Raw genomic sequence first — 25,358 nt, forward strand, 5'->3', positions numbered from 1 at the left:
AGTGGGAAAGGAATTAAATCATGAAACAAGCTGTTATCGTAGACTGCATTCGTACCCCAATGGGCCGTTCTAAGGCTGGGGTATTTAGAAATGTACGTGCAGAAACTCTTTCTGCAGAACTAATGAAAGCCTTAATGCTGCGTAACCCACAACTTGATCCAAATACTATCGAAGATGTTATTTGGGGTTGTGTACAACAAACACTAGAGCAAGGTTTTAACATTGCGCGTAACGCATCATTACTGGCTGGTATTCCTAAAACAGCCGGTGCTGTAACCGTAAACCGTTTATGTGGTTCATCAATGGATGCGCTTCATCAAGCAGCCCGTGCAATTATGACTGGCCAAGGTGACACCTTCATTATTGGTGGTGTTGAACACATGGGTCATGTCCCAATGAACCACGGTGTAGACTTTCACCCAGGCCTTGCAAACCGTGTAGCTAAAGCTTCAGGTATGATGGGGTTAACGGCTGAAATGCTAGGTAAGTTACACGGCATTACCCGCGAACAACAAGATGCTTTTGCAGTACGTTCTCATCAACGTGCACATGCAGCAACGATTGAAGGTCGCTTTGCCAAAGAAATTTGGGGAATTGAAGGCCACGATGTAAACGGCGCCCTGATCAAAGTGATGACAGACGAAGTTATTCGTCCTGAAACCACGCTTGAGTCACTTGCAGGTTTACGTCCAGCGTTTGACCCAGTTAACGGTACAGTAACTGCCGGTACATCATCTGCATTATCAGATGGTGCATCTGCGATGCTAGTGATGGAAGAATCTAAGGCTCGTGCTTTAGGTTTACCTATTCGTGCTCGCATTCGCTCTATGGCAGTTGCCGGTTGTGATGCTGCAATTATGGGTTACGGCCCAGTTCCTGCTACTCAAAAAGCATTAGCACGTGCTGGTCTTTCAGTTGCTGATTTAGATGTGATTGAACTTAACGAAGCATTTGCTGCTCAGTCTTTACCTTGTGTTAAAGATCTTGGTTTACAAGATGTGGTTGATGACAAAATTAACCTTAACGGTGGTGCTATTGCATTAGGCCATCCACTAGGCTGTTCAGGTGCGCGTATTTCTACCACCCTGATTAACTTAATGGAAGACAAAGATGCGACTCTTGGCTTAGCCACTATGTGTATCGGATTAGGTCAAGGTATTGCGACTGTTTTCGAACGCGTTTAAGTTAACTTAATTGTCGGCGTTAATTGACTAATCAAATGGGTTTACCCTAGCGATTATAAATTACCTCTTAAAAAAACCGAATTATTGAAAAATAATTCGGTTTTTTATTTTTCATCAATAAGCTAATGTTCCACGTGAAACATGTTTGAGGAAAATGTAAAAACGTGTCAAAAACTGTAATTTATACATAAATCACATTAGTTGCGCCTAAACTTGGCAATCTAGATTTGGCAGAGTAAAATTATTAATATTGAAAAAGCTAAGTTGAAGTGGAATGTCAAAAGAATTAACCTCCCTAGAAAAATTTGCACAAGCACAACACCAACTGGATGCGTTGGGTTTACGCTGCCCAGAACCGGTAATGATGATCCGCAAAGCGGTGCGCAAAATGGCAGACGGTGAAACAATATTAATTATTGCCGATGACCCAGCAACAACTCGAGACATTCCAAGTTTTTGTGAGTTTATGGACCACACTCTAATTGCTAGCGAGACAACACAAACACCCTATCAATATCTGCTAAAAAAAGGATTATAAACATGGAAGCTAAGTTAGCGGCAATTGCTTATAAAACAGCTAAGCGTGGCAAAATGAATCAAGTATTTTGCGCCAATGTGACCTTAGAACGCGGTGTTGAAAATGATGTATTTGGCCGCCCAGGAAAGCGTCAAGTCACGGTGCTTTCACAGCAGCAATGGCAAATAGCCTGTAACAAATTAGATGCGGATTTAGACTGGTTAACACGTCGAGCTAATTTACTTATCACAGGATATGAGTTTAGCGCTACCGATGTTGGAAAAACACTCCAGATTGGCGCCGATTTACAATTATTAATCACAGGTGAAACCGATCCCTGTAAGAAAATGGAAGCCGCTTTTGCTGGACTAGAACAAGCATTAACACCTGACTGGCGAGGCGGCGTCACCTGCAAAGTGGTCCAAGCAGGACTGATTCAACCTGATGATGTCGTTACGCTGTGCTAAGTTTTACAACTAAGTCGACTGAATAACGCTCTGCGAATAAATCAGTCGTACCAAATTAAAGGGTCATTTATCAAAAATGAACCTTCACCAAACTTCCAACCTAACCACCTCCGCATATCCAAAAACTGTCCACCACCTAATTCAAACATGTGAAATTGTTACATCCAAGATACTTTTCTGTCATCAATTGAAACAGATTTTTTGTGTCGTTTTATGGCCATTTATGCGATAAAGGTGACCAAGCCAGATTTGGTGCTAATAAGCTAGTGCTAACCACAATAGCGACAGCTTACAGGCATTAATATTCTTATAATGATAAATAAATGGATCTTGCATGTTCACACAAAAATTAACCCCAATTTATACCGCGATAGCATTATCGCTTGGTATTAGTTCGACCAGCTTTGCCACAGAAGATGAAGCGGCCAAATGGCAAGTAAACGCACCAGAAAATGCCCCACTACAAAAAGTCGACATCAATGTCACCGATGGTACATGGATGAACGTCAATGTGTCACCTGACGGTAAAACCATCGTATTTGACCTATTAGGTGATATTTATCAAATGCCGATATCTGGCGGTGAAGCAAAGCAAATTGCTAGCGGCATTGCATGGCAAATGCAGCCTGTTTATAGTCCTGATGGTAAATATATTGCGTTTACATCCGATGAAGATGGTGGCGATAATATATGGATAATGAATGCTGATGGCACTAACCCACACCCTGTAACAAGTGAGACATTTCGCTTGTTGAATAGCCCAGCATGGAGCCCTGACTCACAGTATTTAGTTGCCCGTAAACACTTTACCGCCAGCCGCAGTTTGGGTGCGGGCGAAGTGTGGATGTACCATGTTGCAGGTGGCGAAGGCGTTAAATTAACTGAACGTCCAAACGATCAAAAAGATTTAGGTGAGCCAGCCTATTCACCAGATGGTCGTTATATTTATTTCAGCCAAGATGCGACCCCAGGTAAAACCTTTCACTACTCGAAAGATTCGGTAAAAGGGATTTATAAAATTAAACGTTATGACACCCAAACCGGTGACATTGAGGTATTAATTGAAGGCACTGGTGGTGCGATTCGTCCAACACCAAGCTCTGATGGAAAATCACTAGCCTATATAAAACGCGATGGTTTTCAGTCAACCTTATATTCTCTTGACTTAAAGTCTGGTGAAGAAACTAAGTTATATGACAAACTCGATCGTGATATGCAAGAAACCTGGGCTATCCACGGTGTTTACCCAACAATGTCTTGGACCAATGATAATAAAGACATTGTGTTCTGGGCCAACGGTAAAATCAATAAGCTAAACGTTGCTAAAAAAACGGTTAGCGATATCCCTTTCTCAATTAAAACCCAGCTGGATGTACAACCATCGGTTCGGTTTACTCAAAATCTTGATCAGGATAATTTCGATGTAAAAATGCTGCGTATGGCACAGGTATCACCCGATGGCGAACAAGTGGTATTTGAAGCATTGGGTAAATTATGGATCCGCGACATTAAAGATGGAAAGAAAAAGCGTTTAACTCGTTTAGATAATGATGTTAACGAGTTATTCCCTCAATGGTCACGTGATGGTAAAAACATTGTATTTACCACTTGGAATGACCAAGACCAAGGCACCGTTAGTATCGTCAGTTCACGTGGTGGAAAAGCCAAAGTACTCACTACAGAGCCAGGTAAATATGTTGAGCCAACATTCTCTCCAAATGGAGAATTCGTTGTTTATCGTAAAGCCAAAGGCGGCTATATGACAGCTCGCACTTGGTCTCAAGAACCGGGTTTATATAAGGTTGATACCAAGGGTAACAAAAATACCAAGTTATCAGCCAGTGGTTACCAACCACAGTTTGGCGCAGATAACGACCGTGTATACTTTATGGATTACGGCACCTCGCCACAACTTTCATCTATTGGTATGAACGGTTTCGAAAAACGTACTCATTACACTAGCGAACATGCGACAGAGTTTCGTATTGCCCCTAATGGTGAACATCTTGCATTTGCAGAACGTTTCCGTGTTTATGTCACCCCATTTGCTAAGCATGGTGAAACGATTAACATTGGCCCTAAAGCCAACAACCTACCGGTAACTCAACTCAGTGTGCGTGCTGGTGAAAGTATTAGTTGGAATAACAATAGCAACCAGCTTTACTGGACCCTTGGCCCAGACTTATACCAGGCCAAAGTTGACACTCAGTATGAAAAATCTGACGTAAAAGTTGAGCCAAAAATAACCTCTATCGGCTTTAAACAAAATGCAGATGTTCCACGTGGAACCATTGCGTTTGTTGGTGGTAAAGTCATTACCCTTGAAAATGATCAAGTCATTGATAACGGTATTGTCATTGTTAAAGACAATAAAATTGTTGCTGTTGGCGATGCCTCAACATCCATTCCATCTGGCGCACAAGTTATCGATATTACGGGCAAATCTATTATGCCTGGACTATTTGATGCCCATGCTCATGGTGGACAAGCCGATGATGAGATCATTCCACAACAAAACTGGGCACTCTATTCAGGTCTATCGTTAGGCGTTACCTCAATTCACGACCCTTCAAATGACACCACTGAGATTTTTGCAGCGTCTGAGCAGCAAAAAGCCGGTAATATTGTTGGCCCACGTATATTTTCAACAGGTACTATTTTATACGGCGCTAACGGCCCAGGTTATACCTCACACATTGATTCGTTAGATGATGCAAAATTCCATTTAGAACGTCTTAAAAAAGTCGGAGCATTTAGCGTAAAAAGCTATAACCAACCTAGACGTAATCAACGTCAGCAAGTCATTGCGGCTGCACGTGAACTAGAAATGATGGTGGTGCCAGAAGGCGGTTCATTGCTTCAGCACAATCTAAGCATGATTGCAGATGGCCACACAACCGTTGAACATTCACTACCTGTAGCGTCAATTTACAGCGATATCAAACAGTTTTGGAGCCAAACAAAAGTAGCTTATACACCAACACTCGTGGTTGCTTACGGTGGTATTTCTGGCGAACATTACTGGTATGACAAAACTGATGTGTGGGCTCATCCACGCTTAAGTATGTATGTACCGCATGACATTCTAGATGCGCGTTCAATGCGTAGAACCACTGCACCAGATGCACATTACAATCACTTTAATGTGGCACGCGTGGCAAATGAGCTAAATGATATTGGTGTTAAGCCAAACATTGGTGCCCATGGACAACGTGAAGGTTTGGCGGCACATTGGGAAATGTGGATGTTTGCCCAAGGCGGCATGAGCAATATGGATGTATTAAAAACGGCAACCATTAACCCTGCAACCACTTTTGGCATGGATCATCAGCTTGGTACAATCAAACCAGGTAAACTGGCCGACTTGATAGTGATCGATGGTGACCCACTGACAGACATTCGCACTACGGATAAAGTCACTTACACTATGGTTAACGGTAAGTTATTTAACTCAGAAACCATGAATGAGTTAAACGGCGATAAGGTACAACGCAAACCATTTTTCTTTGAAACCAAATAGTACTGTTTTAACCAATGGTACTGATTTCAAAGTGTAGTAATACGCTTTAAACAACAAAGGGTGTTCCACGTGGAACACCCTTTTTTATTAAGTGTAAATCAAACCACTCAAATATTATTGATGCTTAGATGCAGCACAAAAACAACCTGTTGTGTGATCATCAACCATGCCAACGGCTTGCATGAAGGCATAACAAATAGTTGGGCCAACAAAATTAAACCCCATCTTTTTCAGCGCTTTTGACATAGCCTCAGATTCTGGCGTTTGCACTGGTACATCTTTAAGCGATGCGGGAAAATTGACTATGGGTTTACCGTTGACAAAACCCCATAAAAATTCTGAAAAATTATTACCCTGCTCAACAAAAGCCAAATATGCCTTAGCATTGCCAATAATCGAATTAACCTTTAATCGATTACGTACTATTCCAGGGTTAAGCAATAACTCCTCAACTTTATCTTGATCATAAGTCGCAATAATAGTCGGTTCAAAATTAGCAAAGCATACTTCATAGTTAGCCTGCTTTTTAAGAATCGTAATCCAGGATAATCCAGCTTGCTGTCCGTCTAAACACAGTTTAGCAAAAAGCTCTATGGGGTCATAAACCGGCCGCCCCCATACCTCATCGTGATATTGTTGATACATAGGGTCTTCACTTACCCAGCCACATCGGTTAACTTGCATGTTATGGTGTCCATTAACAAATTCAGTAATACGTTAAAAAATAACCTACATCTACCTTGTTCTACAAGGTATAATCAATTCCATTTTCTATTAACAGCCTGACAGTAGTAGACATGACGACGAAACATGACGTAAAGACATTCCAGGGTTTCATCCTAACCCTACAAGAATACTGGGCGCAGCAAGGTTGCGCTATTGTTCAACCGTTAGATATGGAAGTGGGCGCAGGAACTTTCCACCCACAAACATTCTTACGCTCGTTAGGGCCAGAGCCAATGAGCAGCGCTTATGTGCAGCCATCGCGCCGTCCAACTGACGGCCGTTACGGTGATAACCCTAACCGCTTACAACACTATTACCAATTCCAGGTGGTATTGAAACCTTCCCCAGATAATATTCAAGAGTTATACCTTGGTTCGCTTGAAGCCTTAGGTATTGACACTCAAGTCCACGACATTCGATTTGTGGAAGATAACTGGGAATCACCGACTTTAGGTGCTTGGGGTTTAGGTTGGGAAGTCTGGCTAAACGGCATGGAAGTCACTCAGTTTACCTACTTCCAGCAAGTTGGCGGTATAGAGTGTAGCCCTGTTACGGGTGAAATCACTTACGGCTTAGAACGTCTAGCTATGTATATCCAAGAAGTCGACAGCGTCTATGACCTAGTGTGGACCGACGGACCAATGGGACGAGTCACATACGGCGACATTTTCCATCAAAATGAAGTTGAACAATCTACTTATAACTTTGAACACGCTAATGTTGAAGTGCTATTTAGACAATTTGATGACTGTGAAAAAGCTTGCCAACTTTTACTCGGTTTAGAAAAACCTCTGCCTCTACCTGCTTACGAGCAAGTGATGAAAGCCTCGCATGCTTTCAATCTACTTGATGCCCGCCATGCTATATCAGTCACTGAACGCCAGCGTTATATTTTACGCGTTCGCACCATGGCTAAAGGCGTTGCAGAATCTTATTATAAAGCACGTGAAGCGTTAGGCTTCCCTATGTGTAAGTAGAGGTAAACGATGAAATTTGAAAACTTACTCATTGAAATTGGTACTGAAGAGTTACCGCCAAAGGCACTGCGTACACTTGCAGAATCATTTTTAGCTAACTTTGAAGCTGAACTAACCAAAGCAGATTTACCTTTTACTGCATCGACTTGGTATGCAGCACCGCGCCGTTTAGCTATTAGCATTACCCAGTTAGCGTTAGCGCAAGCGGATAAAGTGGTTGAGAAACGCGGCCCAGCTGTCAGTTCAGCATTTGATGCTGACGGTAACCCAACCAAAGCAGCTCAGGGCTGGGCACGAGGCAACGGTATTACCGTAGAACAAGCTGACCGCCTAGTGACCGACAAAGGTGAGTGGTTAGTTCATCAAGCCAAGGTTGTTGGCGTAACCACAAGCAGCCTTATTGCTGACATGACTCAGCAAGCATTAGATAAACTGCCAATTCCAAAGCCAATGCGCTGGGGTAATAACAAAACTCAGTTTATTCGCCCAGTTCATACTGTCACCATGTTATTAGGCGGCGAGTCTATTTCGGGTGAAGTATTAGGCATTCAATCTGCACGAACTATTCGTGGCCATCGCTTTATGGGTAAAGCCACATTTGAGTTAGATCATGCAGACAACTACATCACTATGCTAAAAGAACAAGGCAAAGTGATTGCTGATTATCATGCTCGTAAAACCCTGATTAAAGCCGATGCAGAAAAAGCTGCTGCGGTTATTGGTGGTATAGCAGAACTGGAAGATGGCTTACTTGAAGAAGTCACCTCATTAGTTGAATGGCCAGTAGTATTAACCGCCAGCTTTGAAGAAAAGTTCTTAAACGTGCCAGCTGAAGCTTTGGTTTACACCATGAAAGGCGATCAGAAGTATTTTCCTGTGTTTGATAACGCAGGCAAGTTACTGCCTAACTTTATCTTTGTCACTAACATTGAATCTAAAGATCCACAGCAAATTATTTCAGGTAATGAAAAAGTGGTTCGCCCACGTCTTGCTGATGCTGAGTTTTTCTTCAACACAGATAAAAAACACACGCTGGAGTCTCGTTTAGCCAGCCTAGAAACTGTGGTATTCCAAAAGCAACTAGGCACGTTAAAGCAACGCGTTGAACGTATATCTGCAATGGCAGGTTTTATCGCAGCACAATTAAATGCCAACGAAGCTGATGCTAGTCGTGCCGGTTTATTATCTAAAGCAGACTTGATGACCAATATGGTAATGGAGTTTACTGATACTCAAGGCACTATGGGCATGCATTACGCCCGCCTAGATGGTGAGTCAGAAGCGGTTGCAGTTGCTATTGAGCAACAATATAAACCTAAGTTTTCAGGCGATACAGTTCCAACAGATGCGGTATCTTGTGCAGTTGCCTTAGCTGAAAAATTTGACACTCTTGTGGGTATTTTTGGCATAGGTCAAGCACCTAAAGGCGCTGCAGATCCATTTGCCCTTCGCCGTGCAGCTATTGGTATTCTACGTATTATTGTAGAGAACAACTTGCCATTAGACTTAGTCGAGTTAATTGCTCAAGCGCAAACACTGCACGGTGGTAGCCTTAGCAATAAAACAACCGCTGATGATGTACTTGAATTCTTTATGGCGCGATTCCGCAGTTGGTATCAAGATAAAGGCATTCAAGTTGATGTGATCTTGGCGGTACTCGCTCGTCGCCCTACTCGTCCGGCTGATTTTGATAGTCGTGTTAAAGCAGTATCACATTTCCGTAGTTTAGAAGCGTCTACAGCACTTGCCGCAGCCAATAAGCGAGTATCTAATATCTTGGCTAAGGTTGAAGGCACACTGCCTGAAACGATTAATCAAAGCTTATTAGTTGAACCAGCAGAAAAAGCCCTCGCGGATAAGTTAACTCAGCTGCAACCAGAGTTAGCACCATTATTTGCTAATGCAGATTATCAGCAGGCATTAACCTTGTTAGCCGATTTACGTGAAAGCGTAGACACTTTCTTTGAAGATGTCATGGTAATGGCTGATGATGAAGCGCTTAAAAATAACCGCTTAGCATTACTTAATAGCTTACGTGATCAGTTTTTACATGTGGCTGATATTTCGGTTTTACAGTAACTTCAGGTTTGCACTAACTGTTAGGTTAAATATCTATTATAAAAAAGCGCCCTAGGCGCTTTTTTTATGTCTTTAACAATATTTAAAATCGTAATAATTTCTGATGTAGCTCTTCAAAATATTCACGGGTAATATCCACTTGACTCAATAGCTTAATCAGCACTTCTTCTGATATTTTATTCGCTTGCAGCAGCATGGAACATTCGCTTATCACATTGGCTCGCCAGACCGCTTTAGCCGCACCAGACTTGGGTGGTACATTAGTATTAGCCAGCAAAGATAGATTTTCAGCAAAGGTATTTGGTAATTGCCAGTACTGAGCTAATAAAGCGCTTAACATCAGTGATTTTGAGGTCATCAGCTGACTAAATAATAATGAATTAGGCTGCTCGTCAGGTTCGGCCTGATAAAAAGCATCTATCAATATTTTGAAAATGGCAATTTTACCCACATCATGTAATAAGCCTAATAAAAAAGCACTATCACGTTCCCCCACAACAAGCTCGCTAGATAGAAAAGCCACTTGCATTGAGTGACGCCATATTTCGGCACCAAAACGACGAAAATAAATTGGCTTAATATCTATCATTTCTCGGGCTAAACAAGCCGACACAAACTGTCTTAATTGTTCTCGGCCTAATTGCACTAAAGCTTGCTGTAAATTGGTCACTTCTTTATCAGAGCGTTTGAACATTGTGGAGTTACACAGTTTTAGTACTTCAACACTTAACAAAGGATCTTGTTCAATTAATTGCAATACCTCTTTAATATCGACACCTTGATTAGCCAACTTATTATCTAGTTCAACTATTTTACTGGGCAGTTTTAAAACATTTTCCGCTATCTCTTTGGGGGAGCTTAACGCAACCTCAATTTTTCCCATCACTTGGCGTTCAAGATTGTTGGCTATGCCAGTACATTGCTGTTGCACAGGAAAAAGTAAGCTATAAAATAACGCAGAGACATCAATTGATGACAATTGCTCTGCCTCATTAACCTGTAACTCTGATTTAACCAAAGCTCGTTCGGTGGCATTAATACCCGATGTAGCTTTTAATTTTTCAGTATTTGATATTCCAGTAAACTTAGCTTGTTCTGCATTATCGCGAATATTAAATAACTTCTTAAAAAATGTTATGACCACGGCTTTGACCTAAAATGATGGTGAATAAAAGACTATGACTTAACCATAGCACCCTGGCATAAAATTGAGCGCTAGAGGGTACTGTTTTTTGACATAGCGCAGCAATTAAATCGAGACTAGGGCCTGTTGAAATTTCAAGGTTATTTTTGCAGCGAATTGTTGGTTTTAATAAGCCCACCAGCTTAATTTAGGCGGTACTTATCAAAATAACTTTATTCTTGAGCCGTTCAAAAACCTCAATAACTCATCGCGATAAACAGCTAAACTCAAACTGTTCAAGTTTAGCAGAATTAATTAGAGTTCATTTTAGCTAAAATTAGCAACATAAAATTCATCTGTTAACCCGAATAGAGGTTACCCACAACCTTGAATAAAAGGCAAAATATACCAATAAAAAAAGGAAAGCCTAAGCTTTCCTTTTTCAACATTACGTTTAGTTTGAAAACTAGACGTCTAAGTTAGCCACATTTAACGCGTTAGTTTCAATAAACTCACGACGAGGCTCAACGTGATCACCCATCAAACAAGTGAACAGTTGATCGGCAGCTACCGCATCTTCAATCATAACTCGCAACATACGACGTGATTCAGGATCCATTGTAGTTTCCCACAACTGCTCAGGGTTCATTTCACCCAGACCTTTGTAACGTTGAATGTATAAACCGCGTTTAGCTTCGCTTATAGTCCAATCTAACGCTTCTAAGAAGCTATCCACTTCTTTTAAACGCTCACCACGTTGTACATAGCCGCCTTCTTCAATCATACCGTCTAAAGCTGCGCCTAATTTAGCAATACGCTGGTAGTCGGTTGAAGTGAAAAAGTCATATCCAAATACGTAGCTAGTATCAATACCGTGCTTACGAATAATTACTTTTGGGGTATACACCTTACGCTCAGGATCAAGAATAACTTCTGCAGAGAAAATAATACCGCTGCTTTCACGTTCAACTAACTCATCGATAAAGGTTTTACACCATTGTGTCATTCGCGCTTCGTCACTTAACATCTCTAACGTGACTTCTGGATGATATAACATGCGATCGGTTAGGTTCATCGGGAAACGTTTTTCTAAACGTTTAATGATTTTTTCAACTTCACGATACTGAGTCACTAAACGCTCTAATGGTTCACCACTCATGCCAAGTGCACCTTGGCTTGGATAGACATGGGTGCCATCTAAAGCTTGGGTTGTTAGGTATTCAGTTAGCGCTAACTCATCTTTTAAGTACTGTTCTTGCTTACCTTTTTTAACTTTATACAAAGGTGGTTGTGCAATATACACATAACCACGTTCAATAAGTTCAGGCATTTGACGGAAGAAGAAGGTCAACAGCAAGGTACGAATATGTGAGCCGTCGACGTCAGCATCGGTCATGATAACGATATTGTGGTAACGGGTTTTATCTGGATCATATTCATCACGGCCAATACCACAACCCAGTGCGGTAATCAGCGTGGCGACTTCTTGTGAAGATAACATTTTATCAAAACGAGCTTTTTCTACGTTTAAAATTTTACCTTTTAACGGCAGAATAGCCTGGTTTTTACGGTTACGCCCCTGCTTGGCACTACCGCCAGCAGAGTCACCTTCCACTATGTATATTTCAGAAAGACCAGGATCTTTCTCTTGGCAATCGGCCAGTTTACCCGGTAAACCACCTAAATCTAATGCGCCTTTGCGACGTGTCATTTCACGTGCTTTACGCGCTGCTTCACGGGCTCGAGCGGCATCAACAATTTTACCGACAATCAACTTAGCGTTAACTGGGTTTTCCAATAGGTAGTCATTTAACTTCTCACCCATGGTTTGTTCTACTGCACTTTTCACTTCACTTGAGACTAATTTATCTTTGGTCTGTGAACTGAACTTTGGATCTGGCACTTTAACTGAAATAACCGCTGTTAAGCCTTCACGGGCATCATCACCTGTGGCGCTAGTTTTACCTTTTTTATTAAAGCCTTCACGCTCCATGTAGGTATTCAAGTTACGGGTTAACGCACCACGGAAACCGGCTAAATGAGTACCACCATCACGTTGAGGGATGTTATTAGTAAAACAGAAAATATTTTCTTGATAACCGTCATTCCATTGCATAGCCACTTCAACGGTTATGCCGTCTTCACGCTCTTGAACAAAATGGAATACTTCTTTGTTGATCGGTGTCTTATTACGATTTAAGTAATCGACGAACGCGCTAATACCGCCTTCATATTTAAAGAACTCTTCTCTGTTTTCACGCTCATCTACAAGGCGAATACCGACGCCTGAGTTAAGGAAAGAGAGCTCACGAACACGTTTGGCTAAAATATCAAAATGAAACTCTACGTTGGTAAACGTTTCAGAGCTTGGCCAAAAACGAATTTCAGTACCGGTTTTAACCGAATCGCCAATTTCGGTAATAGGTGAATCAGGCACACCATGGGTGTAAAACTGTTCATAAATCTTACCCGCTCGACGAATAGTCAACTGCAGTTTTTTTGATAATGCATTAACTACCGATACGCCGACACCATGAAGTCCGCCAGAGACTTTATATGAGTTATCATCAAACTTACCACCAGCATGCAGGATAGTCATGATCACTTCAGCGGCAGAAACCCCTTCTTCTTCATGAATAGCAACCGGGATACCACGGCCATCATCTTTGACAGACACTGAACCATCTGTATGGATCATGATAGTAATGTCACTACAGTGACCGGCTAACGCTTCATCGATAGAGTTATCGACGACTTCGAATACCATATGGTGAAGGCCCGTACCATCATCAGTATCACCAATATACATACCAGGGCGCTTACGTACTGCATCAAGGCCTTTTAGCACCTTAATACTCGAAGAATCGTAACTATTCTCTGACATATTTCTCTCTCGTTGTTATTCAATAACCGTTACTTGTCCATCTTCAACATGAAATATCCTGTCGGGTGGACTTGTTAACGAATCGACTATTGCTGCAGGTTCGATAGCGGTGACAAATATTTGTGCGCCGGTTTCAGTTAACTGTTTCAACAATAGCTGCCTATGCTGTGCATCCAACTCTGACGGTAAATCGTCGACTAAATAAATGCTGTTTTTATTCAGTTGTTGTTTGAGCAACTTTCCCTGTGCAATACGCAGTGCACAGACTAATAATTTTAATTGACCACGGGATAACGCATCCTGCGCAGGCAAATTACCTACCCGTAAACGTAAATCCGCTTTATGCGGGCCGCTTGCGGTATGTCCGCTGGCTAAATCTCTAGGATATTGGTTTTCTAATAATTGCGAAAAATCCGTTTTGCTATCCCACCCTCGGGTAAAGGAAACATTAATATTAACCTGAGGTAAAAACTCATTGATTATACCCTTTAGTAGCTCATTTAACGAGTCTACATAGTGATTTCGTATATCAGTGACCTGTTCAGCATACCGCACCAATTCCTTATCCCAAAACTGTATTTGAGAATAGGCGGTTTGATTTCTAAGAAGTTGATTTCTTTGCTTTAAAATGCGTCTAGTATTGACCCAAGCTTGGTAAAATTGTGGATCAGAATGAAACGCCCCCCAATCAATAAACTGCCGTCTGGCTTTTGGTCCTTCAAACAGTAATGAAAAACTTTCTGGAGTGATCACCTGAATAGGTAATGTTTCAGCTAATACCGACAGTTTTTTCACTTTATCGCCATTAATTTTAACTTCGATTTCGCCACTACGGTGGCGGCGCAAACCTATTTTGGTGTGTTCTTCATCATCGATAAGTTGGGCAAATAGCACTAAATTGTCGGCGTCGGTATTAATCACCCGTTGCGATAAGTGGCTACGAAAAGAGCGTCCCATACCTAAAAAGAAAATAGCTTCAAGAATGCTGGTTTTGCCACTGCCATTTTGACCATAAATCAAATTTAACCCATTGCCAGTGCTAAGGTTAGCAGACAAAATATTACGGAAAGAGTTAATAGTAAGGCGGCTAAGATTCATGCAAACCTATGGGTAACTAAACGTGCTGAATTAAAGACAAAACAAGGTGCTTATAAGCACCTTGTTAACCATGGTTAGTAGACTACCACAACGCCCTTATAGGCGCATTGGCATAACCACATACATAGAGTCTTCTTCAAGATGATTTTCAATTAAGGCACTGGAATTGCCATCAATTAGGGTAATACGCACTTCATCACTGGCAAGATTATTAAGGACATCCAGTAAATAGCTAACATTAAAGCCTATTTCTAAATTATCTGAATCATAATCAACATCAATAATCTCTTCGGCTTCTTCTTGTTCAGGGTTATTAGCGGTAATTTTTAATAAGCCTGGCTCAAGCTGAATACGTACACCACGGAATTTCTCGTTAGATAAGATGGATGCTCTAGTTAACGCCTGTTTAAGCTGATTACGACTGGCAATAACAATTTTATTACCGCCTTTTGGTAACACGCGACGATAATCTGGGAAGCGCCCATCAACTAATTTACTGGTAAAGACTGCATTTGCCGTTACCGCCCGAATGGCGTTATCACCAATACTGATAGTAATATCTTGATCTTCACTATCCAATAAGCGCGACATTTCAACCACACCTTTACGCGGTACAATCACTTGTTTTTCTGGCAGTGTTTGTTCAACCTTACGATGGCTTAATGCTAAACGGTGGCCATCGGTTGCAATAGAACGCAACATATTACCTTCGGTTTCAAATAATAAACCATTGAGATAATAACGCACATCTTGGTTAGCCATTGAAAACTGGGTTGAATCGATAATCGACTTCAACACACCCTGCTTTATACTAAATTCAATATCCGCTTGAAAAGCTTCAACATTAGGGTAATCTTCAGCCGGTAATGTGGCCAATGAAAAACGGCTACGGCCAGAACGCAGTAACCATTTATTATCTTGTTGTTCAATATGCAGCTCAGATGAGTCAGGTAATGATTTAACAATATCTAACAGCTTTTTAGCTGGAACCGTTGTGCGCCCAGTAACAACATCACCTTGAATAGCGGCTTGGCCAACCAGTTCAACCTCTAAATCTGTACCGGTTAACTTAAGTGAGTTGTCACTAACTTCAACAAGTAAATTGGCAAGAATGGGTAAGTTGTGTCTACGTTCCACGGCACCACAGACCAATTGCAATGGTTTTAACAGTGCATCCCTATCAATTGAAAATTTCATTGTGTCAGTATTCCCTGAATTAAGAAGAAAGCGTTCTAATTAAGTTGGCATAATCTTCTTTAATGTCGTGACTTTCTTCGCGCAGCTGTGCAATTTTGCGACAAGCATGTAGCACGGTTGTATGGTCACGACCACCAAATGCATCACCTATTTCAGGTAAGCTATGGTTTGTGAGTTCTTTAGATAGCGCCATCGCCACTTGTCTTGGCCTTGCCACACTACGCGAGCGACGTTTAGACAGCATATCTGCCATTTTTATTTTGTAGTATTCTGCCACTGTTTTCTGAATATTGTCTATCGTGACTAGCTTTTCTTGTAACGCTAAGAGATCACGTAACGCTTCACGGACAAAATCAATGGTAATTGGGCGGCCAGTAAAGTTAGCATTAGCAATAACACGGTTTAATGCGCCTTCTAATTCACGCACGTTAGAGCGTAAACGCTTGGCAATAAAGAAAGCCACTTCATCGGGAAGGTTAATACCACTCTCTTGTGCTTTACGCATTAAAATCGCTACGCGGGTTTCTAACTCTGGTGGCTCAATGGCCACGGTTAACCCCCAACCAAAACGTGATTTTAAACGATCTTCTACACCGTCAATCTCTTTAGGATAACGATCTGAAGTTAAGATGATCTGATGATTCCCTTCTAATAACGCATTGAAGGTATGGAAAAATTCTTCTTGTGAACGATCTTTATTGGCAAAGAATTGAATATCGTCAATAAATAATGCGTCAACACTGCGATAGTAACGTTTGAATTCTTCTATCGCATTATTTTGCAGCGCTTTAACCATGTCCTGCACAAAACGCTCAGAATGCATGTAAACCACTTTTGCATTGGGATTATTTTTAATGATGCCATTGCCGACAGCATGCAATAAGTGAGTTTTACCTAAACCTGTGCCGCCATATAAAAATAACGGGTTATAGGCTCCACCTGGATTTTCAGCAACTTGTAATGCAGCCGCCTTACCTAATTGGTTTGATTTACCTTCAACAAAGTTATCAAACTGATAAGTAGGGTTAATATTACTGCGATGATTAGCATTGGCTACAGGGTCAGCCTGGGTGTTGAAGGTTGTACCAACACGCGCCTTAGTTTGATGACCACTTGGCTTTGCATAAACAGGCGCTGAAACCACTGGGGTTTGGCGAGCTGAAGGACGACTACCAATATCAAAACGCAGTTTTGGCGCATTACTGCCCATTTGCTCGGTAAAAAATTGATTAATGATATTAATGTACTTATCACGTACCCAATCTAATACGAATCTATTCGGAGCATAAAGAACTAAGGTATCACCGTCCATTTCAGCTTGTAACGGACGGATCCACATACTGAACTGCTGAGCCGATAATTCGTCTTGCAGCCTACCGATACATTGTTGCCAAAGTGAAACCGCCACTTATTTCTTCCCCAAAATAGGTTAACAAAAGGAGATCTATTCTATAGTGAGATCAGGATGATCGCTATCGTTAATCTAATATTTATCCCCAAGGCGATCATTGTATGTGGATATCTTCGATCATTAAAGATCAAAGCCGATCTATTTTTTGTAAAAATGATGCAACTCCCGCTTTATTAACCGATCCGGAATGATCTATAATGCGCTATCTTCGATCTAGTAAGATAGTTCCAAAACCACTAGATATTGTGTTGATACACAGAGTTATCCACACAATATTGTGGTAATTACCGAATAGTAACGAAGGTTCATTGGCAGAAATTTATCATATAACCATTTTGGCTGTTGACGCTGAGAGTTAAAGTGATTACAATTCGGCCTCTTTTTTACCCTTACCTCTAATGTTGGAGATAAGGCAAATTCACTAACAAAGACGGATTGCCATCATGAGTAAACGTACTTTTCAACCTAGCAACCTGAAGCGCAAGCGTTCTCACGGCTTTCGCGCTCGTATGGCCACTGTAGGCGGCCGTAAGGTGCTTGCACGTCGTCGTGCGAAAGGTCGCGCTCGTTTGTCTGCTTAATAAGTAGATAACTAGGTGACTAGCTATACCTTTACGCGGGAGTTACGTTTGTTAACTCCCGCGCAATTTAAATCTGTATTCTCCAATCCAATCAAAGCATCCTCTGCTGAAATAACTCTGCTCGCCGTTCCAAACCAAGAGCTACATCCCCGTTTAGGATTAACTGTTGCCAAGCGTTTTGTTAAACGTGCTAATCAACGTAATCGTATTAAACGTGTGATAAGAGATAGTTTTCGTTTACATCAACACGACATCCCCAACATAGATATCGTAGTATTAGTCAGAAATGGCGTGATGGAAATGGAAAATGCAGAACTACATAAATTGATAGAAAAGCTATGGCGCAAACTCAGTCGCCGTTACAATGGCTAGCAACCACGTTAATTCGTGGCTATCAACTTCTTATCAGCCCAATGATTGGACCGCGTTGTCGATTCAATCCAACATGTTCACATTATGCTATTGAAGCAATAAAAACACATGGAACGGCAAAAGGTTGTTGGTTTGCAATCAAACGCATATTAAAATGTCACCCTTTACATCCTGGCGGAAGTGATCCCGTCCCACCCAAAAATGACAGGTGTAATAAATAGGCTATGGAATCTCAACGCAATATATTGCTAATCGGTTTGCTGTTTGTCAGCTTTTTAATGTGGCAGCAATGGCAAACAGATAACACACCACAACCCGTCGCAACTGAATCATCGGTTGTAGCATCGACGGCAAATCATTCTCAAACGTCTGATGTTCCAGATGCAGATACTTCCCTACCGGAAGTGGTCAGTGCATCTAAAGAACTTATCACTATTACTACTGACCAATTAGTATTAAAAATTGATCCAGTGGGTGGTGATATTGTTTATTCAGCATTAGTTGGACACAGACTTGAAATCGATAAAGAAGAATCTTTTGTGCTACTTGAGCAAACAAAAGACATCTACTATATCGCCCAAAGCGGCTTAATTGGCCGTAATGGTATTGATAGCAGTGCAAAAGGTCGCGCACATTATACTAGCTCGTCACAGCAATATACCTTAGCTGATGACCAGGATAGTGTAGAAGTGCCATTAACTTTTGTTGCTGACAACGGCGTTACTTACACGAAAGTCTTTGTACTTCACCGTGGTAAATTTAGTATTGACGTTGATTACCGCATAAACAACACTTCAGCTGAACAACTGCAAGTTCAAATGTATGGCCAAATTAAGCACAGCATCAAAGAAAGCGAAGGCAGCATGATGATGCCAACTTATCGCGGTGCGGCATTCTCAACGGCAGACACTCGTTATGAGAAATACAGCTTTGATGACATGGCAGACAAAAACCTAGACAAGAAAACATTAGGTGGTTGGGCAGCAATGCTACAACACTATTTTGTTTCAGCTTGGGTGCCACCGGCTAATGACCAAAACATCATTTTTTCAAGCGTCAGTGCGGGTGGTTTAGCTAACATAGGTTTCCGTGGTGCAATATATGATATTGCACCAGGTGCTGAGCAAACAATTTCATCGCAATTCTATGTTGGCCCTAAAGATCAAGAAGCATTATCTGCTATCTCTGAGTCTTTGAACCTAGTAGTCGATTACGGTTTTCTTTGGTGGTTAGCTATTCCAATTCACTGGTTATTGATGTTCTATCAATCATTTGTGGGTAACTGGGGTATGGCGATTATTCTAATTACCTTAACTGTACGTGGTTTGTTATATCCATTAACCAAAGCGCAATATACCTCTATGGCTAGAATGCGTAACCTGCAGCCTAAGCTAACGGATATGAAAGAACGCTTTGGTGATGACCGTCAAAAGATGGGTCAAGCTATGATGGAACTGTACAAGAAAGAAAAAGTAAATCCACTTGGTGGCTGTTTACCTATCTTGTTACAGATGCCTATATTCATCGCACTTTATTGGGTACTACTTGAAAGTTATGAATTGCGTCATGCGCCATTCATGCTATGGATTAACGATTTATCGGTACAAGATCCTTACTATGTACTCCCATTATTAATGGGTGTGTCTATGTGGTTAATGCAAAAGATGCAACCAATGGCACCGACTATGGACCCAATGCAAGTTAAGATGATGCAGTGGATGCCGGTTATCTTTACCGTGTTCTTCCTATGGTTCCCAGCAGGTTTAGTACTTTACTGGTTAGTAGGTAACTTAGTGGCCATTACCCAACAAAAGATTATTTATGCCGGACTTGATAAAAAAGGCTTAAAATAAGCCCAAGCTCTGCAGTAAACTAATTATATAGTTTAATAATAAAAAAGGCGGCTTAATTGGCCGCCTTTTCCATTAATGATTTAGCAGGAAATAACCGTGACAACAGATACTATTGTGGCACAAGCTACTGCACCCGGTCGTGGTGGCGTAGGCATTATTCGCGTATCAGGTGACTTAGCTAGCTCAGTGGCCACCGCCATAATTGGCCATGTGCCAAAAACCCGCTATGCAGAGTATTGTGACTTTAATAGTAGCGATGGTCAGGTTATCGACCAAGGCATTGCTTTGTTTTTCAAAGGCCCTAACTCATTTACTGGTGAAGATGTATTAGAGCTACAAGGTCATGGCGGCCAAATAGTATTAGACATGCTAATAAAGCGTGTTATGGAAGTTGACGGCATTCGTATTGCTAAACCGGGTGAGTTCAGTGAACAGGCATTTTTGAACGACAAACTTGATTTAACCCAGGCTGAAGCCATTGCAGACTTAATTGATGCAACCAGTGAACAAGCCGCTAAAAGCGCGCTGCAGTCATTACAAGGTGAGTTCTCTAAGGAAGTTCATCAATTAGTTGAGCAAGTCACCAACCTACGTTTATACGTTGAAGCAGCGATTGATTTCCCAGATGAAGAAGTCGACTTTTTATCCGATGGAAAAATTGCCAATGCGCTGTATAAAATAATCGACAAATTAACCCACGTTCAAGCCAGTGCAAAGCAAGGTTCAATTATCCGCGAAGGCATGAAAGTGGTTATTGCTGGTCGTCCTAACGCCGGTAAATCAAGCTTACTTAATGCATTAGCAGGTAAAGAGTCCGCCATTGTGACTGAAATTGCTGGTACAACCCGTGATGTGTTACGTGAGCATATTCACCTTGATGGCATGCCACTGCATATCATCGATACAGCAGGTTTACGTGATACAACAGATACCGTTGAACAAATTGGTATTGAGCGCGCCTGGGCTGAAATAGCCACTGCTGACAGAGTGTTATTTATGGTCGATGGCACCACAACCGATGCCGTCAACCCACATGATATTTGGCCAGACTTTATTGACCGCTTACCACCAAGATTAGGTATTACCGTTATTCGTAATAAAGCGGATTTAAGCGGTGAAGTTTTAGATAATACCGAAGTCCAAGGTAACAGTGTTTATCGTATTTCGGCTAAAACTGGTTTAGGAATTGAAGATCTGAAACAGCATCTTAAATCGTTAATGGGCTATCAAAGTAACCTAGAAGGTGGCTTTATTGCCCGTCGCCGTCATTTAGAAGCATTAGATTTAGCCTCAAGCCATTTAATGCTAGGCAAAGAACAGCTTGAAGTGTATTTAGCAGGAGAGTTACTGGCAGAAGAATTACGCATGTGCCAAATGGCCTTATCCGAAATAACCGGTAAATTTACCTCCGATGACTTGCTAGGCAAGATATTCGGCTCATTCTGTATTGGTAAATAGTGGATAGATAAATAGGCTTATATTTTATGACGCTTGCTAATCGTGTTGTCGTTCTCGACTTTGAGACCACGGGTTTATCACCTGACAATGGTGATCGCGCCATTGAAATTGGCGCGGTGAAGTTGATTGATGGCCAAATAGTGGATACTTTTCAAAAACTCATTAATCCAGGTAAACGGGTAAACAGCTTTATTGAACAATATACCGGTATTAGCAATAGCATGCTCAAGCACGCCCCTAGCTCTAAAGAAGTGATGGCACAATTTGCCAAGTTTATCGATGGATTTAATTTAGTGGCGCACAACGCCAGTTTTGATAAAAAATTCTTAGATGCTGAATTCAACCATAATAAGCTGCACTATAACGGCCACTTTGCCTGCTCTTTGTTATTATCGCGCCGGATCAGCCAAGATGCGCCTAACCATCAACTCGGTACATTAGTAAATTATCACCAATTGCCTAACGACGGTGTATTTCACCGTGCCTTAGCAGACGCCACCATGACCAGTCACCTTTGGTTACATCAACTTAATATACTGCAACAGCAATTACCACAGCACCAGATAACCTTGGATATTATCAATAAAATATCCAGCCTGCCCAAAACGCAAATTAATCGATATTTAGCCAATCTATAAAGGATTTAAACTCCATTAATGATATAGATTAAGGTAATTTATCAGCCAGCATATCGACCAATAAACGCACTTTAGCAGACAAATGTCTATTCTGCGGATACAAGGCCCAAATACCTTCTTTTGCCTGTTGGTACTGAGCCAGTAACACCGTCAGTTGGCCTTGTGCTATAGCATCATTAACGTAATAACCAGGTAGTTGCACAATGCCCATTCCCCTTAATGCTGCATCCAGTAAAGTCATGCCACTGCTACATTGTAAACGTCCCTGCACTTTAACCACTTTCTCTTTACCCTGCTCATCAAAATGCCAGTGGCTGTTAGTACCAATTAAGCAATCGTGCTGATTTAAATCGGTTAAATATTCAGGTACGCCATATTGCTTTAAGTAGGTTGGTGAAGCACAGACATATTGGCGCCGACTACTAAGCCGCTTAGCAATTAAACTAGAATCGGCCAAACGCCCTAATCGAATAGCCAAGTCATAACTACCATCTACCAAGTCCAATTGTTTATTGGTTAATTCGCAAATGACTTCAACTTGAGGATATTGCGCCATAAAATCAACCACGATAGGCATAATAAACCTTTCACCATAAGTGACTGGTGCGGTCATTCTAATTAACCCCTGCGGAGAATGATGTAAACGAGAAACAGCACGTTCAGCTTCTTCAAGACCATCAAGCACTTGGCGGCAATGACGAAAATATATAGCGCCTTCTTCGGTGAGTGATACTTTACGTGTGGTACGATAAAATAATTTTATTGTCAGTCTATTCTCAAGCTGACTCACTTGGCGACTCACCTGTGCAGTAGATATGCCCAAGCGGCTAGCAGCTTGAGTAAAACTTTCCGTTTGTGCAACCGCGACAAACTCGACCACCCCATCCCATGGCATCATTGTTACACCCTCGTAAAAGTGATTTGTAATATAAGCTAATTATCATCTTACAGAAAACAATTACAATAGTTTTATGATCTACACTATGTAGAGAGATTTTTTGTTAACCTAGCTTAAGTAACCCAAAATAGGAATAACCATATGTCAGCACAATTTATAAAATCTAAAGCCGCCGTTGCTTGGGGACCAGGTCAACCGTTAAAAATAGAAGAAGTCGACGTGATGTACCCAAAAGCGGGTGAAGTCATGGTACGTATTGTGGCATCGGGCGTTTGTCACACCGATGCTTTCACCTTATCTGGCGATGATCCTGAAGGTGTATTTCCAGCTATTTTAGGTCATGAAGGTGGCGGTATCGTTCATATGATCGGTGAAGGTGTTACTAGTGTAAAGGTGGGTGATCATGTTATTCCACTTTACACCGCTGAATGTGGTAAGTGTAAGTTCTGTACTTCAGGTAAAACCAACTTATGTAGCGCAGTACGTGAAACCCAAGGTAAAGGCTTAATGCCTGACGGCACCACTCGTTTCTTTAAAGATGGCGAGCCTATTTTTCACTATATGGGCTGTTCAACATTTTCTGAATACACGGTATTACCGGAAATATCATTAGCAAAAGTTAACCCAACAGCCCCGCTTGAAGAAGTGTGTTTATTAGGTTGTGGTGTTACTACAGGTATGGGGGCGGTACTGAAAACAGCTAAAGTTCAAAAAGGCGATACAGTCGCTATATTCGGTTTAGGTGGAATAGGTTTATCAGCAATTATCGGTGCAACCATGGCTGGCGCTAGTCGAATTATTGGTGTTGATCTTAATGAATCTAAATTTGAGCTGGCTAAAAAATTAGGCGCAACCGACTGCATTAATCCTAAAAACTTTGATAAGCCTATTCAAGATGTGATTGTTGAAATGACTGATGGCGGTGTTGATTTCTCATTCGAATGTATTGGTAACGTCAACGTAATGCGCAGCGCACTAGAATGTTGTCATAAAGGATGGGGAGAGTCTGTCGTTATCGGTGTTGCGGGTGCAGGCCAAGAAATATCAACCCGCCCATTCCAATTGGTAACTGGTCGAGTATGGCGTGGTAGTGCATTTGGTGGCGTAAAAGGACGCAGTGAATTACCTGGTATTGTTGAACAATACTTAGCAGGTGAATTCAAATTAGACCACTTTATTACCCACACTATGGGACTTGAAGGTATTAATGATGCATTTGAATTAATGCATAAAGGTGAAAGTATTCGCAGTGTAATTCACTTTAATAAGTAATTTTATTCAACAAAATAACCAGATAGAACAGCCTAATAACACTATTTAGTGTTATTAGGTTTTTCTTATAAAACAGCAAAAGGAATCAAGATGCCTATTCAACAAGTGAGCTCAACTAAAGTATTTAATGGCTGGCATAAACAGTTTAGTCATCAATCAACTAGCACACACTGTAGTATGCGTTTTGCTATTTTCTTGCCACCACAAGCGCAAACAAAAAAAGTGCCGGTGCTTTATTGGTTATCAGGGTTAACCTGCACAGATGAAAATTTTATGCAAAAAGCTGGAGCACTAAAACTTGCAGCAGAATTAGGCATTGCTATTGTTTGTCCAGATACCAGCCCCCGCGGTGATGATGTAGCAGATGACAGTAAAGGTGCATATGATTTTGGCCTAGGCGCAGGCTTTTATCTAAATGCCACCCAAGCTCCTTTTGATAAGCATTATAAAATGTATGATTATGTCGTTGATGAGTTACCTGCCATTATTGAAGCTAACTTTCCCGTCACAAAACAACGTGCAATTAGCGGCCATTCTATGGGAGGCCATGGTGCACTGCTTATCGCCTTTAGTAATCTTGCAAGATACAGCAGTGTTTCAGCATTCAGTCCAATCTGCCACCCCATTAGTTGTCCCTGGGGCCAAAAAGCCTTCAAAGGCTATTTAGGAGAAGATAACAATGCCTGGCTTGAATATGACAGCTGTGAGCGGCTAAAAATGTTAACCGATGAAAAAAACTATATTCCAGCGCTGGTGGACCAAGGTAGTGATGATAACTTTTTAGCTGAACAGCTAAACCCACAAGCATTACAAGAGGCCGCTAAACAGGTTAATTACCCGTTAACCTTACGCATGCAAGAAGGCTATGATCACAGTTATTATTTCATCTCTAGTTTTATTGAAGAACATCTACGCTTTCACGCTAGATATTTTTAACCAGTAAAACCCACCTTATAAAAATGAAAAAGGAATGTATCTACATTCCTTTTTTAAGTTGTAAAATCAATATATATCCAATTAATTTAGCTACTTGAATTTTAACTTATAAAAATATTTAACCAAATCATCCTTAGCTTTAAGATCCAGAAAAAAGCAGATGTCAT

21 protein-coding genes are annotated in these 25,358 nt (G+C 41.3%); 14 read left to right on the forward strand and 7 right to left on the reverse strand.

The window, feature by feature from the left end; all coding sequences use genetic code 11:
* Window positions 1–20: 20 nt before the first annotated feature.
* The 4 genes from fadA (at window position 21) to L0B17_RS02030 (ending at window position 5,688) form a co-directional block, all read left to right on the forward strand.
* Entirely contained in the window at window positions 21–1,184 is a 1,164-nt protein-coding gene (gene fadA, locus L0B17_RS02015) for an acetyl-CoA C-acyltransferase FadA (RefSeq protein WP_235087209.1), read from the forward strand.
* Window positions 1,185–1,458: 274 nt separating this feature from the next.
* On the forward strand, window positions 1,459–1,722 hold the full coding sequence (gene tusA, locus L0B17_RS02020; protein WP_235087210.1) for a sulfurtransferase TusA: 264 nt from the start codon (window positions 1,459–1,461) through the stop codon (window positions 1,720–1,722).
* A gap of 2 nt (window positions 1,723–1,724) precedes the next feature.
* On the forward strand, window positions 1,725–2,168 hold the full coding sequence (locus L0B17_RS02025) for an MOSC domain-containing protein (protein ID WP_235087212.1): 444 nt from the start codon (window positions 1,725–1,727) through the stop codon (window positions 2,166–2,168).
* Window positions 2,169–2,502: 334 nt separating this feature from the next.
* Window positions 2,503–5,688, forward strand: a complete 3,186-nt coding sequence (locus tag L0B17_RS02030; protein WP_235087214.1) for an amidohydrolase family protein — start codon at window positions 2,503–2,505, stop codon at window positions 5,686–5,688.
* Window positions 5,689–5,802: 114 nt separating this feature from the next.
* Here L0B17_RS02030 and L0B17_RS02035 read toward each other — a convergent pair whose 3' ends face one another.
* Window positions 5,803–6,372, reverse strand: coding sequence for a DNA-3-methyladenine glycosylase I (locus tag L0B17_RS02035; protein ID WP_235087216.1), 570 nt, complete (start codon window positions 6,370–6,372; stop codon window positions 5,803–5,805).
* 113 nt (window positions 6,373–6,485) lie between these two features.
* Here L0B17_RS02035 and glyQ point away from each other — a divergent pair, with 113 nt between their 5' ends.
* Together glyQ and glyS are read left to right on the forward strand one after the other, a co-directional pair.
* Window positions 6,486–7,391, forward strand: a complete 906-nt coding sequence (gene glyQ, locus L0B17_RS02040) for a glycine--tRNA ligase subunit alpha (RefSeq protein WP_235087217.1) — start codon at window positions 6,486–6,488, stop codon at window positions 7,389–7,391.
* Window positions 7,392–7,400: 9 nt separating this feature from the next.
* On the forward strand, window positions 7,401–9,470 hold the full coding sequence (gene glyS, locus L0B17_RS02045) for a glycine--tRNA ligase subunit beta (RefSeq protein ID WP_235087219.1): 2,070 nt from the start codon (window positions 7,401–7,403) through the stop codon (window positions 9,468–9,470).
* An 82-nt stretch (window positions 9,471–9,552) separates the two neighbouring features.
* Here the strand turns inward: glyS and L0B17_RS02050 are convergent, their stop codons facing one another.
* The 5 genes from L0B17_RS02050 to dnaA form a co-directional block, all read right to left on the reverse strand.
* Window positions 9,553–10,614, reverse strand: a complete 1,062-nt coding sequence (locus tag L0B17_RS02050; RefSeq protein ID WP_235087220.1) for an HDOD domain-containing protein — start codon at window positions 10,612–10,614, stop codon at window positions 9,553–9,555.
* Window positions 10,615–11,059: 445 nt separating this feature from the next.
* A complete protein-coding gene (gene gyrB / locus L0B17_RS02055) occupies window positions 11,060–13,477 on the reverse strand; it encodes a DNA topoisomerase (ATP-hydrolyzing) subunit B (RefSeq protein WP_235087222.1) in 2,418 nt (805 codons plus the stop codon).
* A gap of 15 nt (window positions 13,478–13,492) precedes the next feature.
* Window positions 13,493–14,575: a DNA replication/repair protein RecF gene (gene recF, locus L0B17_RS02060; RefSeq protein ID WP_235087223.1), complete on the reverse strand. Its 1,083-nt coding sequence runs from the start codon at window positions 14,573–14,575 to the stop codon at window positions 13,493–13,495.
* Between the two features lie 96 nt (window positions 14,576–14,671).
* Window positions 14,672–15,772 carry a DNA polymerase III subunit beta gene (gene dnaN, locus L0B17_RS02065; RefSeq protein WP_235087225.1) on the reverse strand — a complete coding sequence of 367 codons (1,101 nt, stop codon included), beginning with the start codon at window positions 15,770–15,772 and terminating at the stop codon, window positions 14,672–14,674.
* 19 nt (window positions 15,773–15,791) lie between these two features.
* Window positions 15,792–17,180 (reverse strand): chromosomal replication initiator protein DnaA, encoded by a 1,389-nt coding sequence (dnaA, locus tag L0B17_RS02070; protein WP_226412258.1) that lies wholly within the window; start codon window positions 17,178–17,180, stop codon window positions 15,792–15,794.
* A gap of 446 nt (window positions 17,181–17,626) precedes the next feature.
* Between dnaA and rpmH the strand changes: the two genes are divergently transcribed.
* The 6 genes from rpmH (at window position 17,627) to L0B17_RS02100 (ending at window position 22,085) form a co-directional block, all read left to right on the forward strand.
* On the forward strand, window positions 17,627–17,764 hold the full coding sequence (rpmH, locus tag L0B17_RS02075; protein WP_006083827.1) for a 50S ribosomal protein L34: 138 nt from the start codon (window positions 17,627–17,629) through the stop codon (window positions 17,762–17,764).
* 15 nt (window positions 17,765–17,779) lie between these two features.
* On the forward strand, window positions 17,780–18,136 hold the full coding sequence (gene rnpA / locus L0B17_RS02080; protein WP_235087227.1) for a ribonuclease P protein component: 357 nt from the start codon (window positions 17,780–17,782) through the stop codon (window positions 18,134–18,136).
* The gene (yidD, locus tag L0B17_RS02085) at window positions 18,103–18,357 is read left to right on the forward strand and encodes a membrane protein insertion efficiency factor YidD (RefSeq protein ID WP_235087228.1); all 255 of its coding nucleotides are present in this window, start codon (window positions 18,103–18,105) and stop codon (window positions 18,355–18,357) included. Before rnpA ends, yidD begins: the two co-directional genes overlap by 34 nt.
* 3 nt (window positions 18,358–18,360) lie before the next feature.
* A complete protein-coding gene (gene yidC / locus L0B17_RS02090; RefSeq protein ID WP_235087230.1) occupies window positions 18,361–19,989 on the forward strand; it encodes a membrane protein insertase YidC in 1,629 nt (542 codons plus the stop codon).
* A gap of 96 nt (window positions 19,990–20,085) precedes the next feature.
* Window positions 20,086–21,447 (forward strand): tRNA uridine-5-carboxymethylaminomethyl(34) synthesis GTPase MnmE, encoded by a 1,362-nt coding sequence (mnmE, locus tag L0B17_RS02095; protein ID WP_235087232.1) that lies wholly within the window; start codon window positions 20,086–20,088, stop codon window positions 21,445–21,447.
* A 26-nt stretch (window positions 21,448–21,473) separates the two neighbouring features.
* Complete coding sequence (locus L0B17_RS02100; protein WP_235087234.1) at window positions 21,474–22,085, forward strand: 3'-5' exonuclease; 612 nt, start codon at window positions 21,474–21,476, stop codon at window positions 22,083–22,085.
* 28 nt (window positions 22,086–22,113) lie between these two features.
* Here L0B17_RS02100 and L0B17_RS02105 read toward each other — a convergent pair whose 3' ends face one another.
* Window positions 22,114–22,983: a LysR substrate-binding domain-containing protein gene (locus tag L0B17_RS02105; protein ID WP_235087235.1), complete on the reverse strand. Its 870-nt coding sequence runs from the start codon at window positions 22,981–22,983 to the stop codon at window positions 22,114–22,116.
* 141 nt (window positions 22,984–23,124) lie between these two features.
* Here L0B17_RS02105 and L0B17_RS02110 point away from each other — a divergent pair, with 141 nt between their 5' ends.
* Together L0B17_RS02110 and fghA are read left to right on the forward strand one after the other, a co-directional pair.
* A complete protein-coding gene (locus L0B17_RS02110) occupies window positions 23,125–24,255 on the forward strand; it encodes an S-(hydroxymethyl)glutathione dehydrogenase/class III alcohol dehydrogenase (RefSeq protein WP_235087237.1) in 1,131 nt (376 codons plus the stop codon).
* Between the two features lie 90 nt (window positions 24,256–24,345).
* The gene (gene fghA, locus L0B17_RS02115; RefSeq protein ID WP_235087238.1) at window positions 24,346–25,191 is read left to right on the forward strand and encodes an S-formylglutathione hydrolase; all 846 of its coding nucleotides are present in this window, start codon (window positions 24,346–24,348) and stop codon (window positions 25,189–25,191) included.
* The last annotated feature ends 167 nt before the right edge of the window (window positions 25,192–25,358 follow it).

Source organism: Shewanella sp. OMA3-2 (assembly GCF_021513195.1).
Taxonomy (GTDB): domain Bacteria; phylum Pseudomonadota; class Gammaproteobacteria; order Enterobacterales; family Shewanellaceae; genus Shewanella.

Coding starts and splice junctions, on each gene's coding strand:
- tusA (WP_235087210.1), top strand. CDS start 1,459: ATGTCAAAAGAATTAACCTCCCTAGAAAAATTTGCACAAGCACAACAC.
- rpmH (WP_006083827.1), top strand. CDS start 17,627: ATGAGTAAACGTACTTTTCAACCTAGCAACCTGAAGCGCAAGCGTTCT.
- fghA (WP_235087238.1), top strand. CDS start 24,346: ATGCCTATTCAACAAGTGAGCTCAACTAAAGTATTTAATGGCTGGCAT.
- gyrB (WP_235087222.1), bottom strand. CDS start 13,477: ATGTCAGAGAATAGTTACGATTCTTCGAGTATTAAGGTGCTAAAAGGC.
- yidD (WP_235087228.1), top strand. CDS start 18,103: ATGGCGCAAACTCAGTCGCCGTTACAATGGCTAGCAACCACGTTAATT.
- fadA (WP_235087209.1), top strand. CDS start 21: ATGAAACAAGCTGTTATCGTAGACTGCATTCGTACCCCAATGGGCCGT.
- dnaN (WP_235087225.1), bottom strand. CDS start 15,772: ATGAAATTTTCAATTGATAGGGATGCACTGTTAAAACCATTGCAATTG.
- L0B17_RS02105 (WP_235087235.1), bottom strand. CDS start 22,983: ATGATGCCATGGGATGGGGTGGTCGAGTTTGTCGCGGTTGCACAAACG.
- glyQ (WP_235087217.1), top strand. CDS start 6,486: ATGACGACGAAACATGACGTAAAGACATTCCAGGGTTTCATCCTAACC.
- L0B17_RS02035 (WP_235087216.1), bottom strand. CDS start 6,372: ATGCAAGTTAACCGATGTGGCTGGGTAAGTGAAGACCCTATGTATCAA.
- L0B17_RS02030 (WP_235087214.1), top strand. CDS start 2,503: ATGTTCACACAAAAATTAACCCCAATTTATACCGCGATAGCATTATCG.
- recF (WP_235087223.1), bottom strand. CDS start 14,575: ATGAATCTTAGCCGCCTTACTATTAACTCTTTCCGTAATATTTTGTCT.
- L0B17_RS02100 (WP_235087234.1), top strand. CDS start 21,474: ATGACGCTTGCTAATCGTGTTGTCGTTCTCGACTTTGAGACCACGGGT.
- L0B17_RS02025 (WP_235087212.1), top strand. CDS start 1,725: ATGGAAGCTAAGTTAGCGGCAATTGCTTATAAAACAGCTAAGCGTGGC.
- L0B17_RS02110 (WP_235087237.1), top strand. CDS start 23,125: ATGTCAGCACAATTTATAAAATCTAAAGCCGCCGTTGCTTGGGGACCA.
- yidC (WP_235087230.1), top strand. CDS start 18,361: ATGGAATCTCAACGCAATATATTGCTAATCGGTTTGCTGTTTGTCAGC.
- glyS (WP_235087219.1), top strand. CDS start 7,401: ATGAAATTTGAAAACTTACTCATTGAAATTGGTACTGAAGAGTTACCG.